The following is a 24,438-nucleotide window of genomic DNA, read 5'->3' as shown; positions in this document are numbered from 1 at the left end:
TGTAGACCCAATTAGAGGGTTACACGCAAGCCATATTCTTTGCTGCTTTGCTGTATCCACAACCAAAAGTAGTCGGCAAAGCTGCGGCGTACAATAAGCTGAAAACTGTAATCACCTGTGCGGCGAATATGAGTTGACGATTTAGCGAATGCGGTACCGATAACCTTACCAACAGGGAACTGCTTAAGGTGGAAATCGTAGCCCGTTGATTTTTTTAGTACCTTGATACAATCAGGCCCACTAAGCTCAAGAATAGTTTGCCCGCCACTAATATCAGACACCGCAAAGTGCCCAGTGATACTTTCTCTTAGGGCTGCTTCTATTGCTTCTTCCTTCCCGCCTTCAATAATAATTAGCCACTCATCGGGCGATAACCACATAATAGTAGCGTCATCGTTTTCTACCGACGTACACGGGGTTAGCGGTAAGGTTAAACCCAGTGCTTTTTCTACACCGTTTTTAAATTCTGGACTGTCGCTATTACCTCGTAAATTAAGGTGCCCCAGTAATTTAGCTTCACGAAGAGATACGCCGCCTTCGTTAGTTACACTAGCTAAAGACTCAAAATCTGCATGGTACAAAGGTGACTGTACATTAACGATATTAGACATTTTGACGGTCTCCTTTGGCATCATAAAATACGGAACTGCATATCTCGGCTTCCACTGTGGTGCCATCGGCCAGAGGGACAAATACAGACTGCCCCATGCGCTCAAGACCTCCTTTCACAACAGCCAGTGCAAAAGAGTGACCTAAGCACGCACTGTAATAGCTAGAGGTAACATGGCCCACCATAGTCATAGGAATACTTTCGTTGGGGTCGAACACAAGCTGCGCGCCTTCGGGTAATACGAAGTGCTTATCTTTGGGTTTTAACCCTACAAATTGTTTACGATCGCTGCGCTGGTTATCTTCTCGAGTCCACGAGCGTTTACCTAGGTAACTGAATTCTTTCTTTTTCCCTACCACCCAGTTCATGTCTAAATCTTGCGGCGTTACCGAGCCATCGGTATCTTGCCCCACTATAATAAAGCCTTTTTCAGCCCGTAATATGTGCATGGTTTCCGTGCCGTATGGGGTTATTTCGAACTCCGCTCCGGCTTCCATTACTGCTTCCCATGTATGAAGCCCATGGTTGGCTTGCACATTTATTTCAAAAGACAGTTCACCAGTGAACGATATACGGAAGATACGCGCCTTCACACCAGCCACTTCTGTGGCAATCCAGCCCATGTATGGAAAGGCCTCGTTGCTCACATCAGCATCAGTGAGTTTTTCCAACACTTTACGGCTATTAGGGCCCGAAATGGTCATGGTAGACCAATGATCGGTAACCGTGCTGAAGTACACTTCTAATTCAGGCCATTCAGTTTGATGCCATAGTTCTAGCCAGCTTAAAACAGCAGGCGCGCCGCCTGTGGTGGTGGTCATTAAGAAGCGGTTGTCGTTAATACACGAGGTAACCCCGTCATCAAAGACCATACCGTCTTCTTTACACATTACCCCGTAGCGACATTTCCCTACGGCTAACTGGCTCCATGGGTTGGTATAAACACGGTTTAAAAATTCTCGAGCGTCTTTGCCTTGAATGTCTATTTTGCCAAGGGTTGAAGCATCTAAAATACCTACGCTGTTGCGAGTGGCCAAGCATTCACGTTGCAGTGCTTGCTCCATAGTTTCACCTGGTTTAGGGAAATACCATGGGCGCTTCCATTGACCTACATCTTCAAACTCTGCGCCATTGGCTAAATGCCAGCTGTGCATAGCGGTAAAGCGAGCGGGGTCGAAAAGATGCTTAACATCACTGCCCGACAGCGCACCAAAGGTAACCGGCGTATACATAGGCCGAAAAATTGTGGTGCCTGTTTCAGGAATAGTTTTACCTAATGACTTGGCAGTAATGGCCATGCCATTAATGTTACCTAGCTTGCCTTGATCGGTTCCAAATCCCAGCGCGGTGTAACGCTTAACATGTTCGATAGACTCAAAGCCCTCGCGGTTTGCAAGCTCGATACCTGCGGCGGTCACGTCGTTTTGGTAGTCGACAAACTGTTTTGGAGCACGACTAGTAGGTTTCACATGCGGAATATGAAATAGTGCCATGGCGGGTGCTTCAACTGGCTCATTAATAACAGGTGCACTGCTTGGCTCTACTAGCTTTAATTTGGGAGCTGGTTCAGCTGATGGCTTGTTACCCGCTGAGGGCTCTTGACCTGCTGAGGGCTCTTGATCCGCTGAAGGCTCTTGACCCGCTGAGGGCTCTTGATCCGCTGAAGGCTCTTGATCCGCTGAAGGCTCTAGCACCAACTCACCGTTTGCCGCTTGTGATGCTTTAGTGCCGCACTGCATACCATCATTCAACACTTGTGCTAACGAATATACGCCATTAACGCCGCCACAGATAAGCTGAGCTTGCTCGGTTTTACCTGGCACAAAACCTTGAATATCATCTCGCCATACTGGTTTGCTGCCAGTGTGCGACGATAAATGCAGTACAGGGCTCCAACCGCCAGAACTGGCGACGGTATCGCAGGTGTAGCTCACCACTTCACCCTCAACCTTTTCGCCATTGCTGCTAATAGGTGCCACTTCCACCGATTTAACCCGCTTACTGCCCTTTACGTTAATAATGGCGTGGCCGAATAAAACCTTAATGCCAAGCTCAATGGCTTGTTTTACCAAATCGCCTTCAGTACCAGCTTCTGGGGTAGGCCGTGTATCTGCTATTAAGGCCACCTGTTTACCAGCGTTATGCCAAGCTATTGCTGCTTTATAGGCATTGTCGTTGGTGGTCATTAAGGCCAATGTATTGCCAGGTACTACCGCATAACGATTAATGTAAGTAGAAACCGCAGACGCCAACATACAACCCGGCACATCATTATTACCAAACACCAATGGCCGTTCGTGGGCGCCCGTGGCCAGAATAACTTGTTTAGCCCGTACTTTATGCACCCGCTGACGCGTGCCATTGCTATCAGTTTCACCAATATGATCGCTACGGCGCTCGTTAATACCTAAAAAGTTATGGTCGAAATAACCGAATACGGTGCTGCGTGGAAGTAGCGTAACGTTTTCATTTTGCTCTAACTCACTTAGGGTATTGGCCACCCAAGCAGATGCACTCATTCCATCAAGCAATTGGGTAGAGCACAGTAAGCTGCCACCCATTTCGTTTTGTTCATCGGCAATAATAACGCGGCAGCCTGCTTGCGCTGCAGCTAATGCCGCAGATAAACCAGCTGGGCCAGCACCCACTACCATCACATCACAATGATGATACATTTTGTCGTAGGTATCTGGGTCGGGTTGTAATGGGCTACTGCCTAAACCAGCGCCTTTGCGAATAATTTTTTCATACGACATCCACATAGACTGCGGAAACATAAAGGTTTTGTAGTAAAAACCCGGAGGCATAGCTGCGCCGCCTACTTTGCCTACCGTTTCCATTAAATCGAAATCTACATTAGGCCAACCGTTTGTGGCGTTGCACACAAGGTTTTGATACAGCTCGGTTTGGGTTGCCCGCGGATTGGGAATAGTAGAAGCGTCGTTCGAGCCTATTTGAAAGATAGCATTGGGCTCTTGGGCATCAGCGGTAATAATCCCTCTGGGGCGGCTATATTTGAAACTTCTGCCGACTACATCAACGCCATTAGCTAATAATGCAGAGGCGAGTGTATCGCCCTCAAAGCCCTGATAGGTTTTGTTATTAAACGTGAAATTTAAGGCTTTAAACCGATTAATGCGGCCACCTTGTTCAAGACGGTTTACTTGGCTCATTGTGTGTCCTCAGCAGTAATACTGGGCTGCTGCCCCATTTTGTAAGTTTCGAGTATTTTGTAGGTCACGGTGTGTCGGGTCATATTGAAGAACTTTCGACACCCAGTTGCATGCACCCACATTTCATGGTGTAAACCACGTGGGTTTTTGCGGAAGAACAGATACTGAGACCATTCTTCATCAGTTAACGACTCTGGCGCTAAAGGGCGCACAATGTGGGCCTGACCATGGGGATGAAACTCTTCTTCTTCGCGATATTCTTCGCAATAAGGGCAGTAGATATGTAACATGTTTTAATCTCCCTGGCTTAGTGCGCAACACCGGCAGCGCCGTGTTCGTCAATTAGTTTGCCCGATGTAAAACGGTTCACATCGAAGGCTTTGGCAAGTGGGTGTGGATCATCTTTTGCCACTGTGTGTGCAAAAACATGGCCCGACCCCGGCGTAGCTTTGAACCCACCGGTGCCCCAACCGCAATTAAAGTACAGCCCCTTAATATGGGTTTTCGAAATAATCGGGCAGGCATCAGGGCACGTATCAACAATGCCGCCCCATGCGCGATTAAGCCTTACTCGGCTAAAAATAGGGAACATTTCGATAATGGCAGAAATAGTATGTTCAAGAATATTAAACGAGCCACGTTGCCCGTAGCCCAAGTAGCCATCGATTCCCGCGCCTATGACTAAGTCGCCTTTATCCGATTGGCTTACGTAACCATGTACATGGTTAGACATAACAACCGTGTCGAGTATGGGTTTAATGGGCTCAGACACCATGGCTTGTAAAGGATGAGACTCCAATGGCAGCTCCATGCCAACCATTTTGGCTAGCGTACCCGAGTTACCTGCGGCTACGCAGGCAACTTTATCGGTAGAAATGAAGCCACGATTGGTTTCTACACCACAAACTGCACCGTCTTTACGACGAATTCCGGTTACTTCGGTTTGCTGTAATAAGTCTACGCCTAGGGCATCTGCGGCGCGGGCATAGCCCCATGCCACGGCATCATGACGAGCTGTGCCGCCACGGGGTTGCCACGATGCCCCCATAACGGGGTAACGTGCGTTTTTAGAACAATCAAGAATTGGCACTAGGTCTTGTACTTCTTGACCATTAAGTAATTGAGAGTCGATACCGTTAAGTCGGTTAGCACTTACTCTTCGCTCAATGTCACGCATGTCTTGTAATGTGTGACCTAAGTTAAGCACTCCTCGCTGACTGAACATTAAGTTGTAGTTTAAATCTTGGGCCAAGCCTTCCCACAACTTCAATGAATGTTCATACAAATGCGCCGCTTCATCCCACAAATAATTGGAACGAATAATGGTGGTATTACGCGCCGTATTGCCGCCGCCAAGGTAGCCCTTTTCAACCACGGCAATATTGGTCATGCCATGCTCTTTTGCCATGTAATAGGCCGTGGCCAAACCATGACCACCACCGCCAACAATAATGGCATCGTAGTGCTTTTTAGGCGTTGGGTTTCGCCATACTCGCTGCCAGTTTTCGTGGTGACTCAAGGAATGCTTTAGCAGTCCGAACCCAGAGTATTTTTGCATGGTTCTACCTTTCATTCATTGCGCGCAGCAATATCTGTTTATTAATGCCAACCCTACTTCTGTAGGCTGCTAGTCATAGTAAAAATGGCTAAGATGTTATCGATAGACCGGGTGAGCTTCACACAGAGCCAACACGTTAGCGCGTACGGTGGCTATCATGTCTTCGTTGTGAATGTCGTCTAACACATCGCAAATCCAATGGGTTAGGTCAGTCACCTGTTGAATGCCAAACCCTCTAGTGGTGATAGCTGGCGTACCTATACGCAGCCCGCTGGTCACAAAAGGTGATTGAGGGTCGTTAGGCACTGAGTTCTTATTTACCGTAATATTTGCCTTACCAAGGGCGGCATCAGCATCTTTACCGGTCATGCTTTTATCAATTAAATCGAGCAAAAATAAATGGTTATCGGTACCGCCCGACACCACTTTATAAGTACGTTTTTTAAATACATCGGCCATGGCACGGGCGTTATCGATAACCTGCTTTTGGTATTCAACAAAGTCTGCTTCCATCGCTTCTTTAAACGAAATGGCTTTGGCTGCAATAACATGCATTAGCGGGCCACCTTGGCCGCCAGGGAAAACCGCCGAGTTAAATTTCTTTTCTAAAGCTTCATTGTGTTTGCTCAAAATAAGCCCACCACGAGGGCCGCGAAGGGTTTTATGGGTAGTGGTGGTGACCACATCGGCAATGGGTACTGGGTTAGGGTACTGCCCCGCCGCTACTAAGCCTGCCACATGGGCCATATCAACGAAGAACCATGCGCCAACTTCATCGGCAATATCGCGAAAACGCTGCCAATCTACTACGCGAGTATAAGCCGAAAAACCGGCGATAATCATTTTAGGTTTGTGTTCGTGCGCCAACGCCGCTACTTGGTCGTAGTCGATTTCGCCAGTAGCTTCATTTAAACCGTATTGCACAGAATGATAAATTTTGCCTGAAAAGCTAACCTTTGAACCGTGGGTTAGGTGCCCACCGTGCGCTAAGCTCATGCCTAATACCGTATCGCCTGGCTCGAGCAATGCCATAAATACAGCGGCGTTAGCTTGCGATCCAGAATGGGGTTGCACGTTTGCGTAATCAGCTGAAAACAACGCTTTCGCTCTATCGATAGCCAATTGCTCTACTACGTCAACATGTTCGCAACCGCCGTAGTAACGTTTACCAGGGTAACCTTCAGCATATTTATTCGTTAGCTGAGTGCCTTGCGCCTGCATCACCCGGGCGCTGGTATAATTTTCAGACGCAATCAGTTCCACATGATCCTGTTGGCGTTTTTCTTCTTCAAGCACAGCTTGCCAAATTTCATTATCGTACTCGGCAATCTGATCATCTTTGCAAAACATTTTTCTTTCCTCAGCACCGACAGCAGCGAACATTGTCGTAAATAAATGTGAATGTAATGACACTAACTTTTGGACGAAGGCGCTTTGTATCTAGCTGATTCAAAGTGAATCTTTTCGCTGTTTAGTTCGACTTCTTGTGCAGCATATTAGCCCTCGTTTTACTGGCTAATAGTTCTGCTAACGCCACAATTGCCACCATTAGCGACATTTTTTCATGGCGTAAAAACTTGGCTTAACTCACCCATTTGGCTTATCAAAAGGCTTGTAAAAAAAGGGTTATAAAAACGAAAAATTCCGGGCTAGCCGGAATTTTTAATAGGAAAGTAATCAGTATGGAAATATGAATGAGGGCGCTTAATACTCTATCGACACATCGCCTTTAGGTATGCTGCAGCAGCTTAGAATATAGCCATCTTCCACATCTTCATCGGTAATACCGCCGTTGTGTGACATTTCAACTTCGCCAGCTGTTTTCTTCACCATACAAGTACCGCACATGCCTAGCCCGCAGCCTTTGGGAATATGCAGCCCCACCAATGCCGCGGCGGTATGCACGGTTTGATCGGGTTGAATTTTGATTGATTTACCGCTGTTACTAAATTCAACCTGTAATAAATCGTCGGTATCAATATCGATATTCGCATTATCGTCAGCTTGCTGCTGCGCATCTTCGTGGGCTTCGGTAGGCGGCAAGCCAAAGCTTTCTTCATGGTAATTTTCCATGTTGAAACCCACTACCGTAAGCAGCTTTTTGATGGCATCCATGTAGGCTGGCGGTCCGCAGCAAAAAATAGTTCGCTGCATAAAATCAGGGGCAATAATTTCTAGTTGGCGCTGATCGACAAACCCATAATAACCATTCCAACTTTCACCATTTTCGTAACGCTCGCACACGATATTTAAATTGAAGTTATCAATGCGCGAGTCCATTAATTTCAGTTCGCGATAATAAATGATGTCTCTAGGTGTTCTGGCGCTGTGAACGAAGGTGATATCTACGTTAGCATTGGTGTCGTACCACCAGCGTGTCATTGACATAATAGGGGTAATACCTACCCCGCCAGATAGCAATAAGACTTTGTCGCTAACAATATCAAAGCAATTAAATGCACCAACGGGGCCGTGAATAGTGAGTAGATCACCAAGCTTCAAATTGTCGTGCATCCAGTTAGATACTTGGCCGCCAGGTATGCGTTTTATGGTAACGGAAAAGCTGTAGGGCACAGAGGGTGACGACGAAATAGTGTAGCTACGAAATACTTGCTCACCGTTTATTTGCAATTCAAAGGTAACAAACTGCCCTGGCTTGAAAAAATGCATAACCGGTGAGCTTGCCTTAAAGCAAAATGTGCGCACATCCATGGTTTCATAGATAACGTTAACGCACTGCACTTCATGGCGCCCATTGGCCCAACTTTGCGTATTTACATCGGTTAAAAAATTCTCGCTCATTGCGAACACATTCCATAAAACTAAACGGGATATGCGCTCAATATCTACTAGTAAGAAATGCCCCACTTATTCAAAAACGACAAGCCTATAACCAATAACACCAACAGTAAAAATCCAATCTCGCTTGCGCAAATTAAACGGGTTAAGAAAAAACGCGACAGGTCGGAATTGCACGCTAGTTTTGTCGTTTTTGGAAATGCTTTAATCACTCAGGCGCTGCAAAATCAAAAAATTCAGGTAGAGCACATGTCGAACATACAAAGGCTCTGTAAAACCAACACTTCACCAGCTTAACCATATAAAAACGCTGGAAACCATACAGGGCAAGGAAACACATAGAATGGCAAACCTAAATATTATACCGAGTTCGACAATACCTTGTACCAAAGAGCAAGCGATAGCGGATAGCTTAAAAGCGCACCCTATCTCGTTGTCGCTTCCTCAGCCCTTCTACACCGAGCAAGCCAACTTCGATGTTGAAATGGAGCAAATCTTTCAAAAAGAATGGTTGTTTGTAGGGCTTAGCTGCGAAATTCCTAAGAAAGGTAATTTCATGACTCAGCAAATTGGTAATAGCTCTATCACAATAGTGCGCGATCAAAACGGCGAAGTACGCGCATTTCATAATGTTTGCCGCCATCGTGGTTCGAAATTGTGTTTAACCGAAAAAGGTAAAACGGCCAAGCTAGTATGTTCGTACCATCAATGGACGTACGAACTAGATGGTAATTTACTGTACGCTGGTACCGACATGGGTGACGATTTTGATAAATCAAAATTCGGCTTACACCCTGTGCATTGTCGAAATGCGGGCGGGTACATTTATATTTCGCTTAGTGACAACCCAACCAATATCGACGATTACTTTGAAGATCTTGCCCACTACCTTGAACCCTACGATTTAGAAAATGCAAAAGTGGCCGTTGAAAAGACCATAGTAGAAGAGGCAAATTGGAAGCTAGTGATAGAAAACAACCGTGAGTGCTATCACTGTAGCGGCTCGCATCCAGAGCTTTTAGGCTCGTTGCTGGAGTGGGATGATACTGAAGATCCAAGAGCCAGCGATGAGTTTAAGTTTCTAGTAGCATCGAAGCAGGCGTTATGGGACGCAGAAGGAATTCCTCACAAGCACGTTTCTCACGGGTACGCCAAGCGCAACCGCATTGTTCGTATGCCGTTAAAAGAGGGGACGCTAGCAATGACAGTAGATGGCCAATTAGCGGTAAAGAAATTAATGGGAAGGATTAAAAACCCAGAGTTAGGTTCAATGCGAATTTTGCACCTGCCGAATTCGTGGAACCATGCGCAAAGTGACCATATTGTTGCCTTTCAAGTTAAACCCCTTGGACCACGTAAAACAGAAGTAACAACAAAGTGGGTGGTACATAAAGACGCGGTTGAAGGTGTAGATTACGACCCTGAAAGACTCACCTATGTATGGGATGAAACCAATAAACAAGATAGACGTTTGGTAGAAAACAACCAACGAGGTATTAATTCAATAGCCTATCAACCAGGGCCTTATTCTGCCACTTATGAGTTTGGAGTAATTAACTTTATCGACTGGTTTAGTTACACCATGCAAGTGAATATTGCGACGTCGACAACTCGCAGTTAAGGGCTTTAACCAAAAGGCCTTAACTGAAAGATATAAAATAAGAGGGTTAAGCTAAGAGGCCTAAATCAACCAGCTTTCACCATACTAATTTTATCAACCTGTACACACAAACTAACGAGAGTGCATATTCGTTGTAGAAAAAACTTTCGTTATGTGTAATAAAACATCAATAAATTTGTATTTTGAATAAAAATGACGCAATTAGAATAGATAAAGTCGTTATTTTTATACTGCATTTGCCTGTAGTGATTCAATAATCGTCACCTAGCCTCATCGCTAATCTGACGGTTATTTGAATCAAATTTTGATCAAAAAATAGACCCACTAAAAATAATAAAAACATGGCAAGCTAGAGGCTAATGCAATGATACCGATACAGACAAAGTACGAAGGAAAGGGCGACCGTGTTCGTCATATTGGCTTTTTGTTACTGCCAAATTTCACCATGATGGCATTAACGTCTGCCATTGAACCCTTGCGCATGGCAAACCATCTTTCAGGTAAAACCTTGTACACCTGGGCTACCATTAGCGCCAGCGGAGAACCCGTTGTTGCTAGTGACGGTTTGAGTGTTAACGTAAGCGCCCGATACGAAAACCATGAAAGCTACTCGGCGGTAATGGTTTGCGGCGGCGTTGCGGTAAAAGAAAACATTACCAAACTCGATTTGAACTGGTTAAATTACTTAGCCAGAAAGAACGTGATTTTGGGTGGTATTTGCACGGGAAGTTATGCATTAGCAAAAGCGGGATTGTTAGATAACGTAAACTGCACCATTCACTGGGAAATGCTAGCCAGCTGGCAAGAAGACTTCCCCAAAATTAAAAGCACCAACCAACTTTACACCATTGAACATAAACGTTGGTGTAGTTCCGGTGGCACTGCCCCTATGGATTTGATGCTTTGCCTAATAGGCAGAGAGTACGGAAAAGAACTTCAAATTGCGATTTGTGAGATGTTTGCCCATGAGCATATTCGCGACGAATCAGAAATGCAGCGCATTCCACTTCAGCACGTTGTAGGCGCTAATCAATCTAAGCTTCAAGATATAGTGCATTTGATGGAAGCCAATATTGAAGAGCCTTTGAATCTAAACGAGCTAGCTGGTTTTGTGAATTTGTCTCGCAGGCAGTTAGAACGTTTGTTTCAACGGTATTTGCACTGCTCCCCCCATCGTTATTACATGCAAATTCGTTTAACCCGCGCAAGGCAGCTTATTAAGCAAACCAATATTTCTATTATTGAAGTAGCTATTTGCTGTGGATTTGTTTCTACTCCTCACTTTAGTAAGTGTTATCGAAACGCGTTTAAAATACCGCCTCGAGAAGAACGCGCCAACCGCGGCTTACAGTTTGATAATGCCAGTGGCGAATCTACTTACGGTACCGTTAAAATACATCACTTACCTACACCGCAGTTAGAATGTGGCTAATGTAAATACCCTCAAAAACACGCATTAGTTAATGCTCACTTATCTTAGATTAACTGGTAAGCGGGCATTTCTATAACGCTGTTTCACTTTTCCCTTTTTATGAAATGCTCGCTTTAAACCTCCTGCCAGACTATTTTCCTATCCCCTTTTTACTTATTTTCAATTGCATAAATTGGCTTTTTTTCAATGGCGCAACGTCACTAGCCTTTGCACTTGAAATTTAGCCTTAACAACAATTTTCAACTATCTGCTTCACACGACGCATTTAGCAAATAATGAGTCGTATTAGCTCTAATCGGCCAATTTGCTAGTGCTATTCTAATTTCCAAATTGTAAGCACAAAGCGCCTGTAAATAACCGCTTTTAGTAAAGGAATTTTCCCATGCAAGACGCTAAAGAGTTACACGACAGCTCGATAATATTCGACGGTTTAGTGATAGCCAAATGGAACCGAGATTTGTTTGAAGACATGCATCGCGGCGGCCTAACCGCAGCGAATTGTACGGTATCGGTATGGGAAGGTTTTAAAAGCACCATAGATAACATCGTGGAATTTAATCAGTTTTTTGAAACCGACAGTGACCTTATCATGCCGGTAACCAAAACTGCTGATATCGCCACCGCAAAAGCGCTTGGTAAAACTGGCATTATTTTAGGGTTTCAAAATGCGAATGCTTTTGAAGACCAAATTGGCTATGTAGAAATATTTAAGAAACTGGGTGTAGGCATAGTGCAAATGGCCTACAACACGCAAAACTTAGTAGGTACAGGTTGCTATGAACGGGACGGCGGCTTATCGGGTTTTGGCCGTGAAATTGTAGCTGAAATGAATCGCGTGGGCATTATGTGCGACCTAAGCCACGTAGGCCCACAAACCTCAATTGAAGTCATTGAAGCATCTACTAAACCTGTGTGTTACTCCCACTGTTTACCATCAGGGTTGAAAGATCATCCCCGCAATAAGTCAGATGAAGAACTGAAATTCATTGCCGACAGAAACGGCTTCATTGGCGTAACCATGTTTGCCCCTTTCTTGGCAAAAGGCATCGATTCCACCGTAGACGACTACGTAGAAGCCATGGACTACGTGATTGATATTGCAGGGGAAGACTGCGTAGGTATTGGCACAGATTTCACTCAAGGCCACGATAAAGCCTTCTTCGACATGCTAACTCACGATAAAGGCTACGCACGTAACCTCACTAACTTTGGAAAAATTGTGAACCCACTTGGTATTCGTACTCTTGGCGAGTTCCCCAATTTAACCGCCACCATGTTAAAGCACGGTTGGTCGGAGCAAAAAATTAAAAAAGTGATGGGTGAAAACTGGGTTAACGTTTTAAAACAAGTGTGGGGAGAATAATGATGTCGTATCACAGCCCAGAAATGCCAATACAAGTAGACGATGAAACCGGCGTATGGACCACCGACGCCCTGCCCATGCTTTATGTACCACGTCACTTTTTTGTGAATAACCACATGGGCATTGAAGAAGAAATTGGCGCAGAAAAGTATGCCGACATTCTTTATAGAGCGGGCTATAAATCGGCTTATTACTGGTGCGAAAAGGAAGCAGAGGCCCACGGCATATCGGGCGAAGCGGTATTTGAGCATTACATGAAGCGTTTATCTCAGCGCGGCTGGGGTTTTTTCATTACCGAATCCCTAGACTTAGAAGCGGGCACTGCCCGCGTTCGCCTTGAAAATTCCGCTTTTGTGTATCAGTACGGCAACGTGAACCGCAAGGTCGACTACATGTTTACAGGCTGGTTTGCTGGCGCCATGGATCAAATTGCCCAAAGCCTAGGCTACACGGTGAAAACGCAAGCCGAGCAAACCCAATGCGCCGCCGAAGAAGGCTGTGATTATGGCATTTTTGAAGTGTCTCCTTTGTAGCCACAACCATATTGATTGAAACACGCAGTCGCAATACGCATTTCTTGAGGGAACACCATGGCGCAGTTTGAAGCCTTATTTAAGCCATTAGCAATTAATAAACTGACTATTCGAAACCGAGTAGTGAGTACGGCTCACGCAGAGGTGTATGCCACCGAAGGCGGTATGACCACAGAACGCTACGTAAAATATTACGAAGAGAAAGCCAAAGGTGGTGTAGGGCTGTGTATTTGTGGCGGGTCGAGCGTGGTATCTATTGATAGCCCTCAAGATTGGTGGAAATCTGTTAATTTATCTACCGATCGTATTATCCCTCATTTTCAAAATTTAGCCGATGCCGTGCACAAACACGGCGGCAAAATTATGATTCAAATTACGCATATGGGAAGGCGCTCTAGATGGGACGGGGGCAATTGGAGCACCCTACTTAGCCCAAGTGGTATTCGTGAACCAGTACACCGTGCTACCTGTAAAACCATTGAAATAGAAGAAATGCAGCGCATTATTGGCGACTTCGCTAAAGCTGCAGGCCGGGCTAAAGCGGGCGGATTAGATGGCATTGAGCTTTCAGCAGTACATCAACATTTAATCGATCAATTTTGGAGCCCTAGGGTAAACCAGCGCACCGACGAATGGGGCGGCAGCTTTGAAAACCGCATGCGCTTTGGCATGGAAGTACTAAAAGCCGTACGTGAAGAAGTAGGCCGCGATTTCGCCGTAGGTTTACGCATTACTGGCGATGAATTTCACGCCGATGGCCTTAATCACGACGACATGAAAGAAATAGCGGCCTATTACAACAATACCGGCCTACTCGACTTTTTTAGCGTAGTAGGCTCGGGCTGCGACACCCACAATACCCTTGCTAACGTTATTCCTAACATGAGCTACCCACCAGAGCCATTTTTGCACTTAGCGGCAGGCATTAAAGAAGTGGTGAGCGTGCCGGTTATGCACGCACAAAACATTAAAGATCCTAACCAAGCGCAGCGCATATTAGAAGCAGGCTACGTAGACTTTGTGGGCATGACACGGGCGCACATTGCCGACCCGCACCTCATAACCAAAATTAAGCTTAACCAAGTAGATCAAATAAAGCAGTGCGTGGGCGCGAACTATTGCATAGACCGCCAATACCAAGGGTTAGATGTACTGTGTATTCAAAACGCGGCTACTTCCCGTGAATCTACTATGCCCCATATTATTCAAAAAACCGACGGCCCTATTCGCACTGTAGTGATTATAGGCGGCGGCCCTGCGGGCATGGAAGCGGCGCGAGTTTGCGCTGAGCGCGGCCACAAAGTAACCCTAATAGAAAAAAGCAGTGAGCTAGGCGGTCAAATTACCATAGCTGCCAAAGCGCCGCAGCGGGACCAAATAGCGGGCATTACTCGCTGGTTCGCCCTAGAACTTGCACGCTTAGGGGTAGATATTCAGCTAAATACTGCCGCCGACGAAGCCAGTATTCGCGGGTTCAATGCTGATGTAGTCATTCTTGCCACCGGCGCGACACCATTCATTAACCAAAACCCACATTGGGGTGCTGATGACGGCTTAGTAGTGAGTTCATGGGATATATTAAACGGCCACATTGAGCCGGGCAAAAATGTATTGGTGTACGACACCATTTGCGAATTCAGCGGCTTATCGGTTGCCGACTTCTTGGCCCACAATGGCGCATTAGTAGAAGTAGTTACCGATGATATTAAGCCAGGTGCAGCAGTAGGCGGCACCACCTTCCCAACTTATTACCGCAGCTTGTACGAGCGAGAAGTTATTATGACCTCTGACTTGTTACTAGAAAGGGTATACAAGGAAGGCGACAAGCTTGTGGCCGTGCTTGAAAACGAGTACACAGGGCAGCAAGAAGAACGCGTGGTTGACCAAGTTGTAGTAGAAAACGGCACCCGCCCCGACGAATTGCTGTACTACCAACTAAAACAAGACTCTCGCAATAAAGGGCAAATAGATATTGAAGCCCTATACGACGCAAAACCTCAGCCTATGCTTTTAGAAGAGGCCAGCGGCTATTTGCTGTATAGAATTGGCGACTGCGTGGCCCAGCGCAACACACACGCCGCCATTTATGACGCCCTAAGGCTATGCAAAGATTTCTAATATCAGAGGAAAGCTTGGCTTACTTCGCCTTCTTTTCCTCTTTGACCATATACGGCGCCAACCCTGCTAAGTGTTTGGCGATAAAAAACGAGAAATCGAACCACCATAGGCGTTGTCATGTTTGCTGATGATTTTTTACCGGCTGTATTATTTGTGCTGTTGTTAGTGTCGGTACTGCTTACGCTAATTGGCGCGGGACGCCGCGTGCGTTTATGGCGACAAGGTCAGGCTTCTACTGTGCATTGGGCTGGCTTACTTTCCATTCCAAGGCGCTATTTGGTAGACCTTCATCACGTAGTTGCTAGCGACAAATACATTTCAAATACCCACGTGGCCACCGCGGGCGGCTTTGTTTTAACGACAATTTTAGTGCTAAGCATTTACTTATTCGGCATAACAGGCTCTGTTTTAAACTATGCCTTGCTGGCCAGTAGCGCCCTTATGTTTATTGGCGCAGTTTTTGTATTTTTACGGCGTAGGAACCCACCGCCTAATTTGTCTAAAGGGCCGTGGTCGCGCCTACCCTATAGCTTGTTAACCTATGCAAGTAGCTTCTTTATTTTAAGTTTACCCGCCACCGGCCTGTTACCCGCAAACACAGGCGGTTGGTTGTTAGCCGTGGTGTTATTGCTTGGCATAACTTGGGGCGTGGGCGAAATGTATTTAGGCATGGCCTGGGGCGGGCCCATGAAACATGCCTTTGCTGGCGCGCTGCATTTAGGCTTTCACCGCAGGCAAGAACGTTTTGGCGGCGGGCGCTCAACAGGCCTTAAAAGCATTAACCTTGAAACAGCAAAGCTAGGCGTAGAAAAGCCTGAAGACTTTAAATGGAACCAGCTACTTAGTTTCGACGCATGCGTAGAATGCGGGCGATGCGAAAAAGCCTGCCCTGCCTTTGCAGCAGGCCAACCACTTAACCCTAAAAAGCTTATTCAAGACATGGTAGTTGGCATGGCCGGAGGTAGCGATGCGCAGTTTGCTGGCAGCCCCTACCCTGGCGTGCAGGCAGGAACTCATAAAGGCGGCGCAATTATTCCTATAGTGAACGTGCTAGTACCTTCTGAAACCGTGTGGTCTTGCACCACCTGCCGCGCCTGTGTTCAAGAATGCCCCATGATGATTGAACATGTAGACGCCATTGTTGATATGCGCCGCTTCGAAACTTTAGAAAAAGGCCAAACACCGGGCAAAGGTGCTGAATTGCTCGAGAACTTAAAAACCACCGACAATCCCAACGGCTATGCCCCTAACAGCCGAATGAACTGGGCAGCAGATCAGAATTTACCCGTATTTGGCCAACATGTAGATAAAGCAGACGTATTGTTGTGGATAGGCGATGCCGCTTTCGATATGCGAAACCAACGTACCTTGCGTGCCATGGTAAGTTTATTGCGCGCTGCTAACGTAGATTTTGCAGTATTGGGCGATAGCGAATGCGACAGTGGCGATCCCGCACGTAGACTAGGCGATGAAGCCACCTTCCAGCGTTTGGCGAAAACCAATATTGCCACCATGGCGCAATATCAATTTAAGCATATTGTTACCGCCGACCCCCACGCCTTTCATTGCCTTAAAAATGAATATAGTGATTTTGGCGGCCATTACGATGTGTATCACCACACCGGTTTTTTCGCAGATTTGGTGAAAAGCCAAAAGCTACGCTTAAGCACCGACAAAGCCTTATCGCTTACCTACCACGACCCATGCTATTTAGGACGATACAACGGCGAATACGACGCCCCTAGATACTTACTTGAAGCGATGGGTATTAACATAAAGGAAATGGAGCGAAGCAAAACAAAAGCCCGCTGTTGCGGCGGCGGTGGCGGCGCCCCCGTTACCGATATACCCGGCACGCAGCGCATTCCCGATATGCGAATGGAAGACGCAAAAGCAACTAACGCAGACATTATCGCAGTGGGCTGCCCACAATGTAGCTTAATGCTAGAGGGGGTTGTAGAGCCACGCCCACAGGTAAAAGACATTGCCGAGTTAATGTTAGATGCGCTTGTTTTAGATACGCAGCTTTTAGATACAAAGACTTTAGTTACACAGGCTTTAGTAGCCGAAACTGCTGTTGATTTTCAAGCGCCAGCCGTAAACCTTAAACCCACTGCGGCACTAGCGGCAGATGCGAAAGCTTCAGGCGAAATAGCGAGTACTGCCGATGTCTAACCTATTTCGTCGCGACCCACGAGCCCAATGGATTGCCCGAAACAGGCTACATCCACTACATGTACCTGAAGGCCAGCTAGTTCAACGTGGCCCTACCGGTTTATTGCGTAAAAACGTACACGCCATCGGCTTTATTGGCCCGAATGGGTTAAAGCGAATTGATAGGTCGGGCGCTGCGGGCTCTTTCAAACAGCTAAACAGACAATCGGCTCAAGGTAGTAAGTCAGCAGCCCAAGAAGAGATTGTGCTACCGCTACACAAAGTAGCTAACCCAGATTTTTATATTCTAGTGGTGGTAGACGGCGTTTCAGGCCGATTATCTAGCCACGACAGAGATATCTTAGGCTTAGCCCATAAATTGGCAACCCAGCCTGCGACTATCGAAAATGACGCAGCTTTTGATAAAGGTACTGGAGGCAACGAAGCACGAACAGGTGCAGGTGTAGATGCAGGTGTAGGTGTAGACCCAGGCGAAAGAACAGGCGCAGTAGTGGCGGTATTTTTCGATACCATTACCGAAGAAAAGCTAGACACCGCCGGCATAGACAGGCTGGTAAATTTTGAAGGCAATGAATATCAGCAATACAACCCTGAAAAGCGGTGCGCCGATTTATACAAGCTAGTAAACCAGATAAATCCTAAACATATTTTATTTCCAGATAGCATTCATGGCGGAGCAGATTTAGGCCGCCGACTAGCCGCAAAGCTTAATACCACGGTGGCCAGCAATGTGTGGAAAGTTAATGGTAACCAAATAGTATGCCGAGGCTCGGCAGGTAAAACCGACATTACCCGCCCAATTACAAACATTATGCTGGCATTAGAAGAATGCAATGAGCCGGTGAGTGATACTAGGCACGAATGCAAAGTGCTTGAGCAGCCACTTATTCCGCTTCCTAAACAGGCATCTGATCAAACACTAGAACAAGCGATAACAAATACCTACGAACAAAAAATTACAGACCTAGGCAATGAAAGCGTGAACCCTAACGATATTAATTTGGCCGAAGCTGGGTTTATTTTATCTGGCGGTAATGGCATTACCGATTGGGATCAATTTCACCACGCAGCCGCTATATTGGGCGCTACCGAAGGCGCAAGCCGTGTAGCGGTAGACGATGGCTTTATGCCACGTGAACGACAAGTAGGCGCAACCGGCACCTGGGTTACAGCAAAGGTGTACATTGCGGTAGGTATATCTGGCGCAATTCAGCACATGCAAGGCATAGCACAGTGTGAAAAGGTCATTGCCATTAATACCGATGATAGCTGCGACATGGTTAAACGCGCCGATTTAAGCGCCATAGGGGATAGCAGCGCAATATTAGCCGCGTTACTCGATTTGGTACATGAGCAAAAAAGCGCACTCAAAGGCAATCAGAAACGCGATCAGAAAAACAATAACGCCACCAGCGATACTTCAGGGTTAACCCCATATCGAGCAACGGCCAAGAACGCACCGGAGGCTCAGCATGCATAAACAGACCGTTGAAGATAACGTGAATATAACCGTATTAGTGTCGGTAGGAGAGCACCCGCTATCAAAGCGCCCACGGCGAGCAGAACAAGACGCTAGAGCGTTAGAAATTGGGCTGAATGTACCTGATACCAACCTACAGGTGATGCACGCAGGCGCTGCAAACAATGTGCAAACCAATACCGTATTAAAAGACTATTTAGGTATGGGCTTACCCGAAATTAAGCTTTTAAACATACCGCATGAAAACGATAGCCTTACCGCGTTAATTAACACTTTTGATAAAAATATCCCCGATATTCTACTTACCGGAATACGCGCCGAAACCGGCGAATCGTCAGGCATGACACCTTATGTATTATCTGAAAAATTAGGCATGGCATTAGTACCCAGCATAACCGAAATTTTATGCATTAATAAAACAGCCGGATACGCAGAACTATTGCAAGCCCTACCAAGAGGCCAGCGCAGAAAAATAAGCGTAAAACTGCCTTTTGTCGCAACTGTCGATATGGCCGCGCAAGCGCCACGACAAAGTGCTTTTGGTGCAGCCATGCGAGGTAAAATTACTGTAATAGATACCATCGCTGCCCATACAGATTCGGCGGGTAGCGCATCTATTTCACCTGATTTAACAAACTGCGAAACCTTGCAAGCCGAATGGAAAATAACCCCAGCTCAACCCCGCCCTAAACGGCTTAAAATAATTAAAGCCAAAACTGCAGCTGATAGATTCAAAGCCGCCACAGCCAAAGCCCAAGGCGGCGCAGGAAAGGTCATTTATAACAACCAAGAAGCAGCCGACGCTATTTTTAAAATATTGAAAGATGAGAAGGTGTTGTAAAACTATTTAATTGCGCTGTAACTCATATGTGCTAATAATTTGACTAGTTAATAGGCAACTAGCAAAGTATAAAGATGCTTACACTAAGCGAAACCTTCTCACTATGATGAATTTAGCGTTCTCTTACCTACCTCTTATTTTGCTTATTACCTTAATGGTAAAAAAGAACCCTATGCCATCTAGCAAAGCTTTACCTTTAAGCGCTGTAGTTGCTTATATGGTGGTGCTATTAGTATTTAAGCAAGATGCAAGGTTAGTGAATGCCAATGTAATAAGTGGCGCATTGCTAGCACTCACCCCGCTGTCTATTATTGCAGGCGCTATATTCCTTTTTAAATGCATGGAAATTACCGGTGCATTAGCTATTTTACGCAAAGCGCTAGACGGCGTAAGTGCAAACCCCGTAGCCCAGCTAATGATTGTGGGCTGGGCGTTTATGTTTCTAATTGAAGGTGCCAGTGGCTTTGGTACACCTGCCGCCATTGCCGCCCCCATACTTTACAGCCTTGGTTTTCCCGCGATACGAGTGGCACTGTTCTGTTTAGTGCTTAATACCATTCCCGTTACTTTTGGAGCCATGGGCACACCCGTATGGTTTGGCTTATCGCTACTGGAACTACCTCAACAAAGCGTGCTAGAAATAGCCCAGCAAGCGGCCCTTATTAACACCATAGCCGCACCTATCATTGTGATATTGGCATTACGATTAGTAGTGAGCGATACCGCCGATATTAAAAAGAACCTGCTTTTTATTCTACTTTCCACCTGCGCATGCACCCTGCCCTATTTGGGGCTAAGTTATTTTGGTGTGGAATTTCCTTCGTTACTAGGCGGGTTAATTGGCTTAGTTATTACCCTGTTACTGGCGAAATATAAAATAGGGACAGAGACAACAAATCAACCGGCAGTAAATCGACCCGCAGCTAATCGAACAGCAGCCACCGCACACTCCCCAAAACAACCCCCAGAACAAACCCCAGAGAATACGGTACCACTGAAAACGTTAATAAAAGCCGCGTTCCCGCTGTGGGGCACTGTGTTACTGTTAGTATTAACTCGCCTGCCCGAGCTAGGGCTTAAAGCGCTTTTACAAGCCACCGAACCTGCATTACACATTAGCCTAGGTTTTTTAGGCACCTTTCACATAAGCACAAGTTTAGTGGCCAGCTTAACCAGCATTTTAGATACCGCGGTAACTTGGAAACATAGCGTTTTGTATATTCCGTCTATCATTCCTTTTGCGGTAACAGGCAGCGCGACCTTGTGGCTATTTCGTCATTCATCAGACTCGAACTCATTAAAAACAGCAAGCCAACAAACTCTAACGCGCATGCGCACACCTTTTTTCGCCATGCTAGGCGCGCTTGTTTTTGTGAACATGATGATGCTTGGCGACAGTTCTGGCCAAAACAGCGCAGCGGTAGCCCAAATAGGTCATCACTTGGCACAAATAACGGGCGCAAACTGGACCTTCTTCGCCCCGCTTTTAGGCGCGCTAGGTTCGTTCTTTTCAGGGTCGGCCACAATTTCTAATTTAACCTTCGCGGGTATTCAAACCACTATTGCCGAACAACTGTCATTACCCCTTACCACTATATTGGCACTGCAAAGTGTAGGCGCCGCCATGGGCAACATGGTGTGCATAAATAACATAGTGGCCGTTACCGCTATTCTGGGTTTGCAAAACCGCGACGGCGACATACTAAAAAGCACGTCATTGATACTGGCCGTGTTCGCTGTAGTGGCTGGGGGGATGGGTGTGTTGTTGGTTGGGGTTGGGGTTGGGGTTGGGGTTGGTGGATGATGATTAACCCAGCCGTGTTAGATAGAAAAAACAGCCAGTCACTACCCAATAGCTAAGATATTTTTCAAACAATAACTAGTCAGCAGTAGGGTAAGAGTTTTCACGGCGAGTGTGCTAACTAGCGCCGCGTACATTAACATAGCAAATATCACTACTATTCATACGTTTGTCTGGACAATCAATCCTCCATTATGCTCATATTTAAAGTATCTTTTGTAGTGCGCTAACTCTAGCGATTTGAAGATGGATACAACAATGTTCACACGACGTGAAGAAGGAATCGATCATGGATAGATTTAAATGACTTTATCAGACTATCTCAGAAGCCTAGGTTTTCAACAGATAGATTCTCAATTCACTTCCTACCTTTTCAGTGATAACACTCAAAAAGTCGGTATCATCATCGATACGCAACTGTATGGAACCAATAAACCCAGCTATCGCTACCACGAATATACTTCGTGGCAAAACATGTTGATGCATAAATTTGAGCGGCTATACCGATTTATCGACAGCGAAGCACACGAAGATAGATTGCTAATTGATGCGATATTGAATGACAGTACTGATGAGTATGATTTTCGGCAGTTTGGCGCTGACAGACAGATTAGTGAAACAGACCCAACTCGCCCAGAATACAATTTTGAGAGTCTATTTGAGCAGGTTTATGGTTCAAAATATCTGCATGCTTTAGAGCGAGAATATCAGTATGTAGACTTGCTTGGTAAAAGCCGATATGTGGATTACGTTCTTAAAACTATTGAAGGCGAAATTGCCATAGAGCTTAACGGTGAAAGCTTTCACCATCCACTGCACATTAGACAAAGCCGCTATCAATCCCAGCTACTTAAGCAAAACTCGCTTATGAAAGACGGTATCAAAGTATATCGCTGGTCTAATGCGGGAATGGCTGATGAGAAGAAGTTTGCAGATCAAATTCGCCTCTACTTTGGAGAAGAAGAAAAATTTTGCAGTAAGCCAACAGCAAGCCAATTTAGAAACATTAGTTTTTCACTTTTCAAACACCAGCAAGATGCGCTTTTAGATATTGAAAATGGCAGAACGCAGGGTAAAAATACGTTTTTGCTAGTACTGCCGACTGGAACCGGAAAAACCGAAGTATTTATTGCAGACCACAGCAATCAAAAAAAATTAGGCAACGCTGATAGAGCGTTAGTCATTGTTCCGTTCAAAGACTTACGCGAACAAACAAAAGCACGGTTCATAGAACGAAACCCCAACCTCATAGTTTCCTCCAACATTTTGGACTCATCAGCTGATGTAATAGTGCAAACGACACAAGCAATCCAACGACAATTTGCTTCGCTTTCAACGGATCATTTTGATTATATTGTGGTGGATGAAGCTCATCATGCCCCTGCACAAGGCCTCAAACGAGTATTAGAACACTTCAATCCAAAAACGTTGTTTGGTTGCACCGCTACGGATAAAAGACTCGACCAAAAAGATCTTGCTGAAATATTCGGTCGATATCAATTGAACATGACTCTTGAAGAGGCGATTAAACAAAAGCTATTACCACCAATTCGCGCTTTTCGTTTGGAAAGTAACATTGATTTTTCTCAGGTTAGATTCAACGGAAAAGAGTTCGTTAAAAGCGACTTAAACAAGCGCGTCATTTTGCCCTCCCGAGACCAACTTATTGTAGACGTACTCTCAAAATACTTTACTCAACAAGATGCTGTAACAGGCCAGTCTTTAGCGACGCTGCAAGGTGTTATCTTCTGTGTTGACGTGAAACACGCCAATCGATTAGCTGCGCTTCTAAATAAACACAAAATTAGCGCTGAAGGCGTTTCTGCAAATAGCAGAGAAGGATTGAAGAAATACAAAGAAGGTAATGTTCGGTTTTTATGTGCTTGCGATTTATTAAATGAAGGATGGGATGCGCCCAATACCTCCATTGTGGTAATGGCACGGCCCACGATGTCAAAAGTGCTATATATGCAGCAACTAGGAAGAGGCACACGTAATCATCCTGGCAAGGAAGCACTTTACGCGATAGATGTGGTAGATAGCTATGGTCCCGCGCTGCAACCATGGAGCCTACACAGTATATTCAATCTTGATGGTTATAAGCCCTTTGCTGACATATTTAATCCAAACGAGGCGTTTGTAGGCGAAGAAGTGATTCTCGATCACCTTTACGAACACGAGCGCAAACTTCATCCCATCAAGCTATTTAACTTTGAAGATGAGTTTGGTGATTACATTAATGATGAACAACTCGCTAGAGAACTTTTTGTATCGACTGGTACAGTTAAAGCTTGGGTAAAAAACCAAAGTTTATTACCAGATAAACAGTTGCCGTTTGGTAGCCATACGCTCAATTACTATGAACAAAGTAGAGTGGATGAAATACGCGAGGAGAAAAATCTCAAGTACCGTAATGAAGACACACGAAGAGATGATTTTTTCGAGTTTTTAGAACAACGTGATTACTCGTTTTCGTTCAAAATTATATTTCTACTACTGATGCTAAAGCATGCTGATAAAACTGGGGAAGTTACTCTTTCGCTACTGAGAGCGGATTATCAATCATTTTATAAAAAGCTGTTGACAAAATACGGCCAAGCGGAAAAAACCAATAGCCCGCTGAACAATGAAGAATACTTAGATGATGTACCAGCTATTACAAAAAGTATATTGCAAAACCCTTTCGAAAAATTTGAACGCAAAAACTTCATGTACCACTCAAAGGAGTTAGATAAGTTGGCGTTCGACCCCGTGCTATGGGAGAACCTAGAAAATGGCGATATAGAGTTAATAAGGAAGCAGATGCGTAGTGATGGGGAGGCTTACTTTAATAAACATGTAGAGGCTGGTGGGATTGGTGATAATTGGTATGAAGGTATCTAACTTGCGAGATTTTTCTATATTTCACAAAAAGAAGAGTATAGCTCTCGAAAA

Annotated in this window: 16 protein-coding genes; 10 read left to right on the top strand and 6 right to left on the bottom strand. The window is 45.5% G+C overall.

Annotated elements, in window-relative coordinates; all coding sequences use genetic code 11:
* Nucleotides 1–11: 11 nt before the first annotated feature.
* The 6 genes from AVL57_RS00510 to gbcB form a co-directional block, all read right to left on the bottom strand.
* Nucleotides 12–611: a sarcosine oxidase subunit gamma gene (locus AVL57_RS00510; protein WP_057794894.1), complete on the bottom strand. Its 600-nt coding sequence runs from the start codon at nucleotides 609–611 to the stop codon at nucleotides 12–14.
* Nucleotides 604–3,783: a sarcosine oxidase subunit alpha gene (locus tag AVL57_RS21370; RefSeq protein ID WP_057794896.1), complete on the bottom strand. Its 3,180-nt coding sequence runs from the start codon at nucleotides 3,781–3,783 to the stop codon at nucleotides 604–606. Before AVL57_RS21370 ends, AVL57_RS00510 begins: the two co-directional genes overlap by 8 nt.
* Nucleotides 3,780–4,073, bottom strand: a complete 294-nt coding sequence (locus AVL57_RS00500; protein WP_057794898.1) for a sarcosine oxidase subunit delta — start codon at nucleotides 4,071–4,073, stop codon at nucleotides 3,780–3,782. The genes AVL57_RS21370 and AVL57_RS00500 overlap by 4 nt, the downstream gene beginning before the upstream one ends.
* A 17-nt stretch (nucleotides 4,074–4,090) precedes the next feature.
* Nucleotides 4,091–5,341: a sarcosine oxidase subunit beta family protein gene (locus AVL57_RS00495; protein WP_057794900.1), complete on the bottom strand. Its 1,251-nt coding sequence runs from the start codon at nucleotides 5,339–5,341 to the stop codon at nucleotides 4,091–4,093.
* Between the two features lie 96 nt (nucleotides 5,342–5,437).
* Nucleotides 5,438–6,691, bottom strand: a complete 1,254-nt coding sequence (gene glyA, locus AVL57_RS00490) for a serine hydroxymethyltransferase (RefSeq protein ID WP_057794902.1) — start codon at nucleotides 6,689–6,691, stop codon at nucleotides 5,438–5,440.
* 354 nt (nucleotides 6,692–7,045) lie between these two features.
* Nucleotides 7,046–8,143 (bottom strand): glycine betaine monooxygenase reductase subunit, encoded by a 1,098-nt coding sequence (gene gbcB, locus AVL57_RS00485; protein WP_057794904.1) that lies wholly within the window; start codon nucleotides 8,141–8,143, stop codon nucleotides 7,046–7,048.
* A gap of 340 nt (nucleotides 8,144–8,483) precedes the next feature.
* On the opposite strand from gbcB, the gene gbca reads away from it, so the two are divergent.
* The 10 genes from gbca to AVL57_RS00430 all read left to right on the top strand — a co-directional run bounded on the left by gbca (nucleotide 8,484) and on the right by AVL57_RS00430 (nucleotide 24,387).
* Nucleotides 8,484–9,761, top strand: coding sequence for a glycine betaine monooxygenase oxygenase subunit (gene gbca / locus AVL57_RS00475; RefSeq protein ID WP_057794908.1), 1,278 nt, complete (start codon nucleotides 8,484–8,486; stop codon nucleotides 9,759–9,761).
* 364 nt (nucleotides 9,762–10,125) lie between these two features.
* Complete coding sequence (gbdR, locus tag AVL57_RS00470; RefSeq protein ID WP_057794909.1) at nucleotides 10,126–11,193, top strand: choline metabolism transcriptional regulator GbdR; 1,068 nt, start codon at nucleotides 10,126–10,128, stop codon at nucleotides 11,191–11,193.
* A 382-nt stretch (nucleotides 11,194–11,575) separates the two neighbouring features.
* Nucleotides 11,576–12,556: a dipeptidase gene (locus tag AVL57_RS00465; protein WP_057794910.1), complete on the top strand. Its 981-nt coding sequence runs from the start codon at nucleotides 11,576–11,578 to the stop codon at nucleotides 12,554–12,556.
* On the top strand, nucleotides 12,556–13,089 hold the full coding sequence (locus AVL57_RS00460) for a 4-vinyl reductase (RefSeq protein ID WP_232363255.1): 534 nt from the start codon (nucleotides 12,556–12,558) through the stop codon (nucleotides 13,087–13,089). The genes AVL57_RS00465 and AVL57_RS00460 overlap by 1 nt, the downstream gene beginning before the upstream one ends.
* 57 nt (nucleotides 13,090–13,146) lie before the next feature.
* Nucleotides 13,147–15,207: a dimethylglycine demethylation protein DgcA gene (gene dgcA, locus AVL57_RS00455; RefSeq protein ID WP_057794912.1), complete on the top strand. Its 2,061-nt coding sequence runs from the start codon at nucleotides 13,147–13,149 to the stop codon at nucleotides 15,205–15,207.
* Nucleotides 15,208–15,324: 117 nt separating this feature from the next.
* A complete protein-coding gene (locus AVL57_RS00450; protein WP_082605000.1) occupies nucleotides 15,325–17,382 on the top strand; it encodes a (Fe-S)-binding protein in 2,058 nt (685 codons plus the stop codon).
* Nucleotides 17,375–18,862 carry an electron transfer flavoprotein subunit alpha/FixB family protein gene (locus AVL57_RS00445; protein ID WP_082605001.1) on the top strand — a complete coding sequence of 496 codons (1,488 nt, stop codon included), beginning with the start codon at nucleotides 17,375–17,377 and terminating at the stop codon, nucleotides 18,860–18,862. The genes AVL57_RS00450 and AVL57_RS00445 overlap by 8 nt, the downstream gene beginning before the upstream one ends.
* On the top strand, nucleotides 18,855–19,703 hold the full coding sequence (locus AVL57_RS00440; RefSeq protein ID WP_057794913.1) for an adenine nucleotide alpha hydrolase family protein: 849 nt from the start codon (nucleotides 18,855–18,857) through the stop codon (nucleotides 19,701–19,703). The genes AVL57_RS00445 and AVL57_RS00440 overlap by 8 nt, the downstream gene beginning before the upstream one ends.
* A 103-nt stretch (nucleotides 19,704–19,806) precedes the next feature.
* Nucleotides 19,807–21,507 (top strand): L-lactate permease, encoded by a 1,701-nt coding sequence (locus tag AVL57_RS00435; RefSeq protein ID WP_082605002.1) that lies wholly within the window; start codon nucleotides 19,807–19,809, stop codon nucleotides 21,505–21,507.
* A gap of 300 nt (nucleotides 21,508–21,807) precedes the next feature.
* Nucleotides 21,808–24,387: a DEAD/DEAH box helicase gene (locus tag AVL57_RS00430; protein ID WP_057794914.1), complete on the top strand. Its 2,580-nt coding sequence runs from the start codon at nucleotides 21,808–21,810 to the stop codon at nucleotides 24,385–24,387.
* Nucleotides 24,388–24,438 lie beyond the last annotated feature (51 nt).

The sequence above is a fragment of the Alteromonas stellipolaris genome (assembly GCF_001562115.1).
GTDB classification, from domain to species: domain Bacteria; phylum Pseudomonadota; class Gammaproteobacteria; order Enterobacterales; family Alteromonadaceae; genus Alteromonas; species Alteromonas stellipolaris.
The sequence above is the reverse complement of the archived record's forward strand: the minus strand, read 5'-3'. Positions and strand labels throughout refer to the sequence as shown.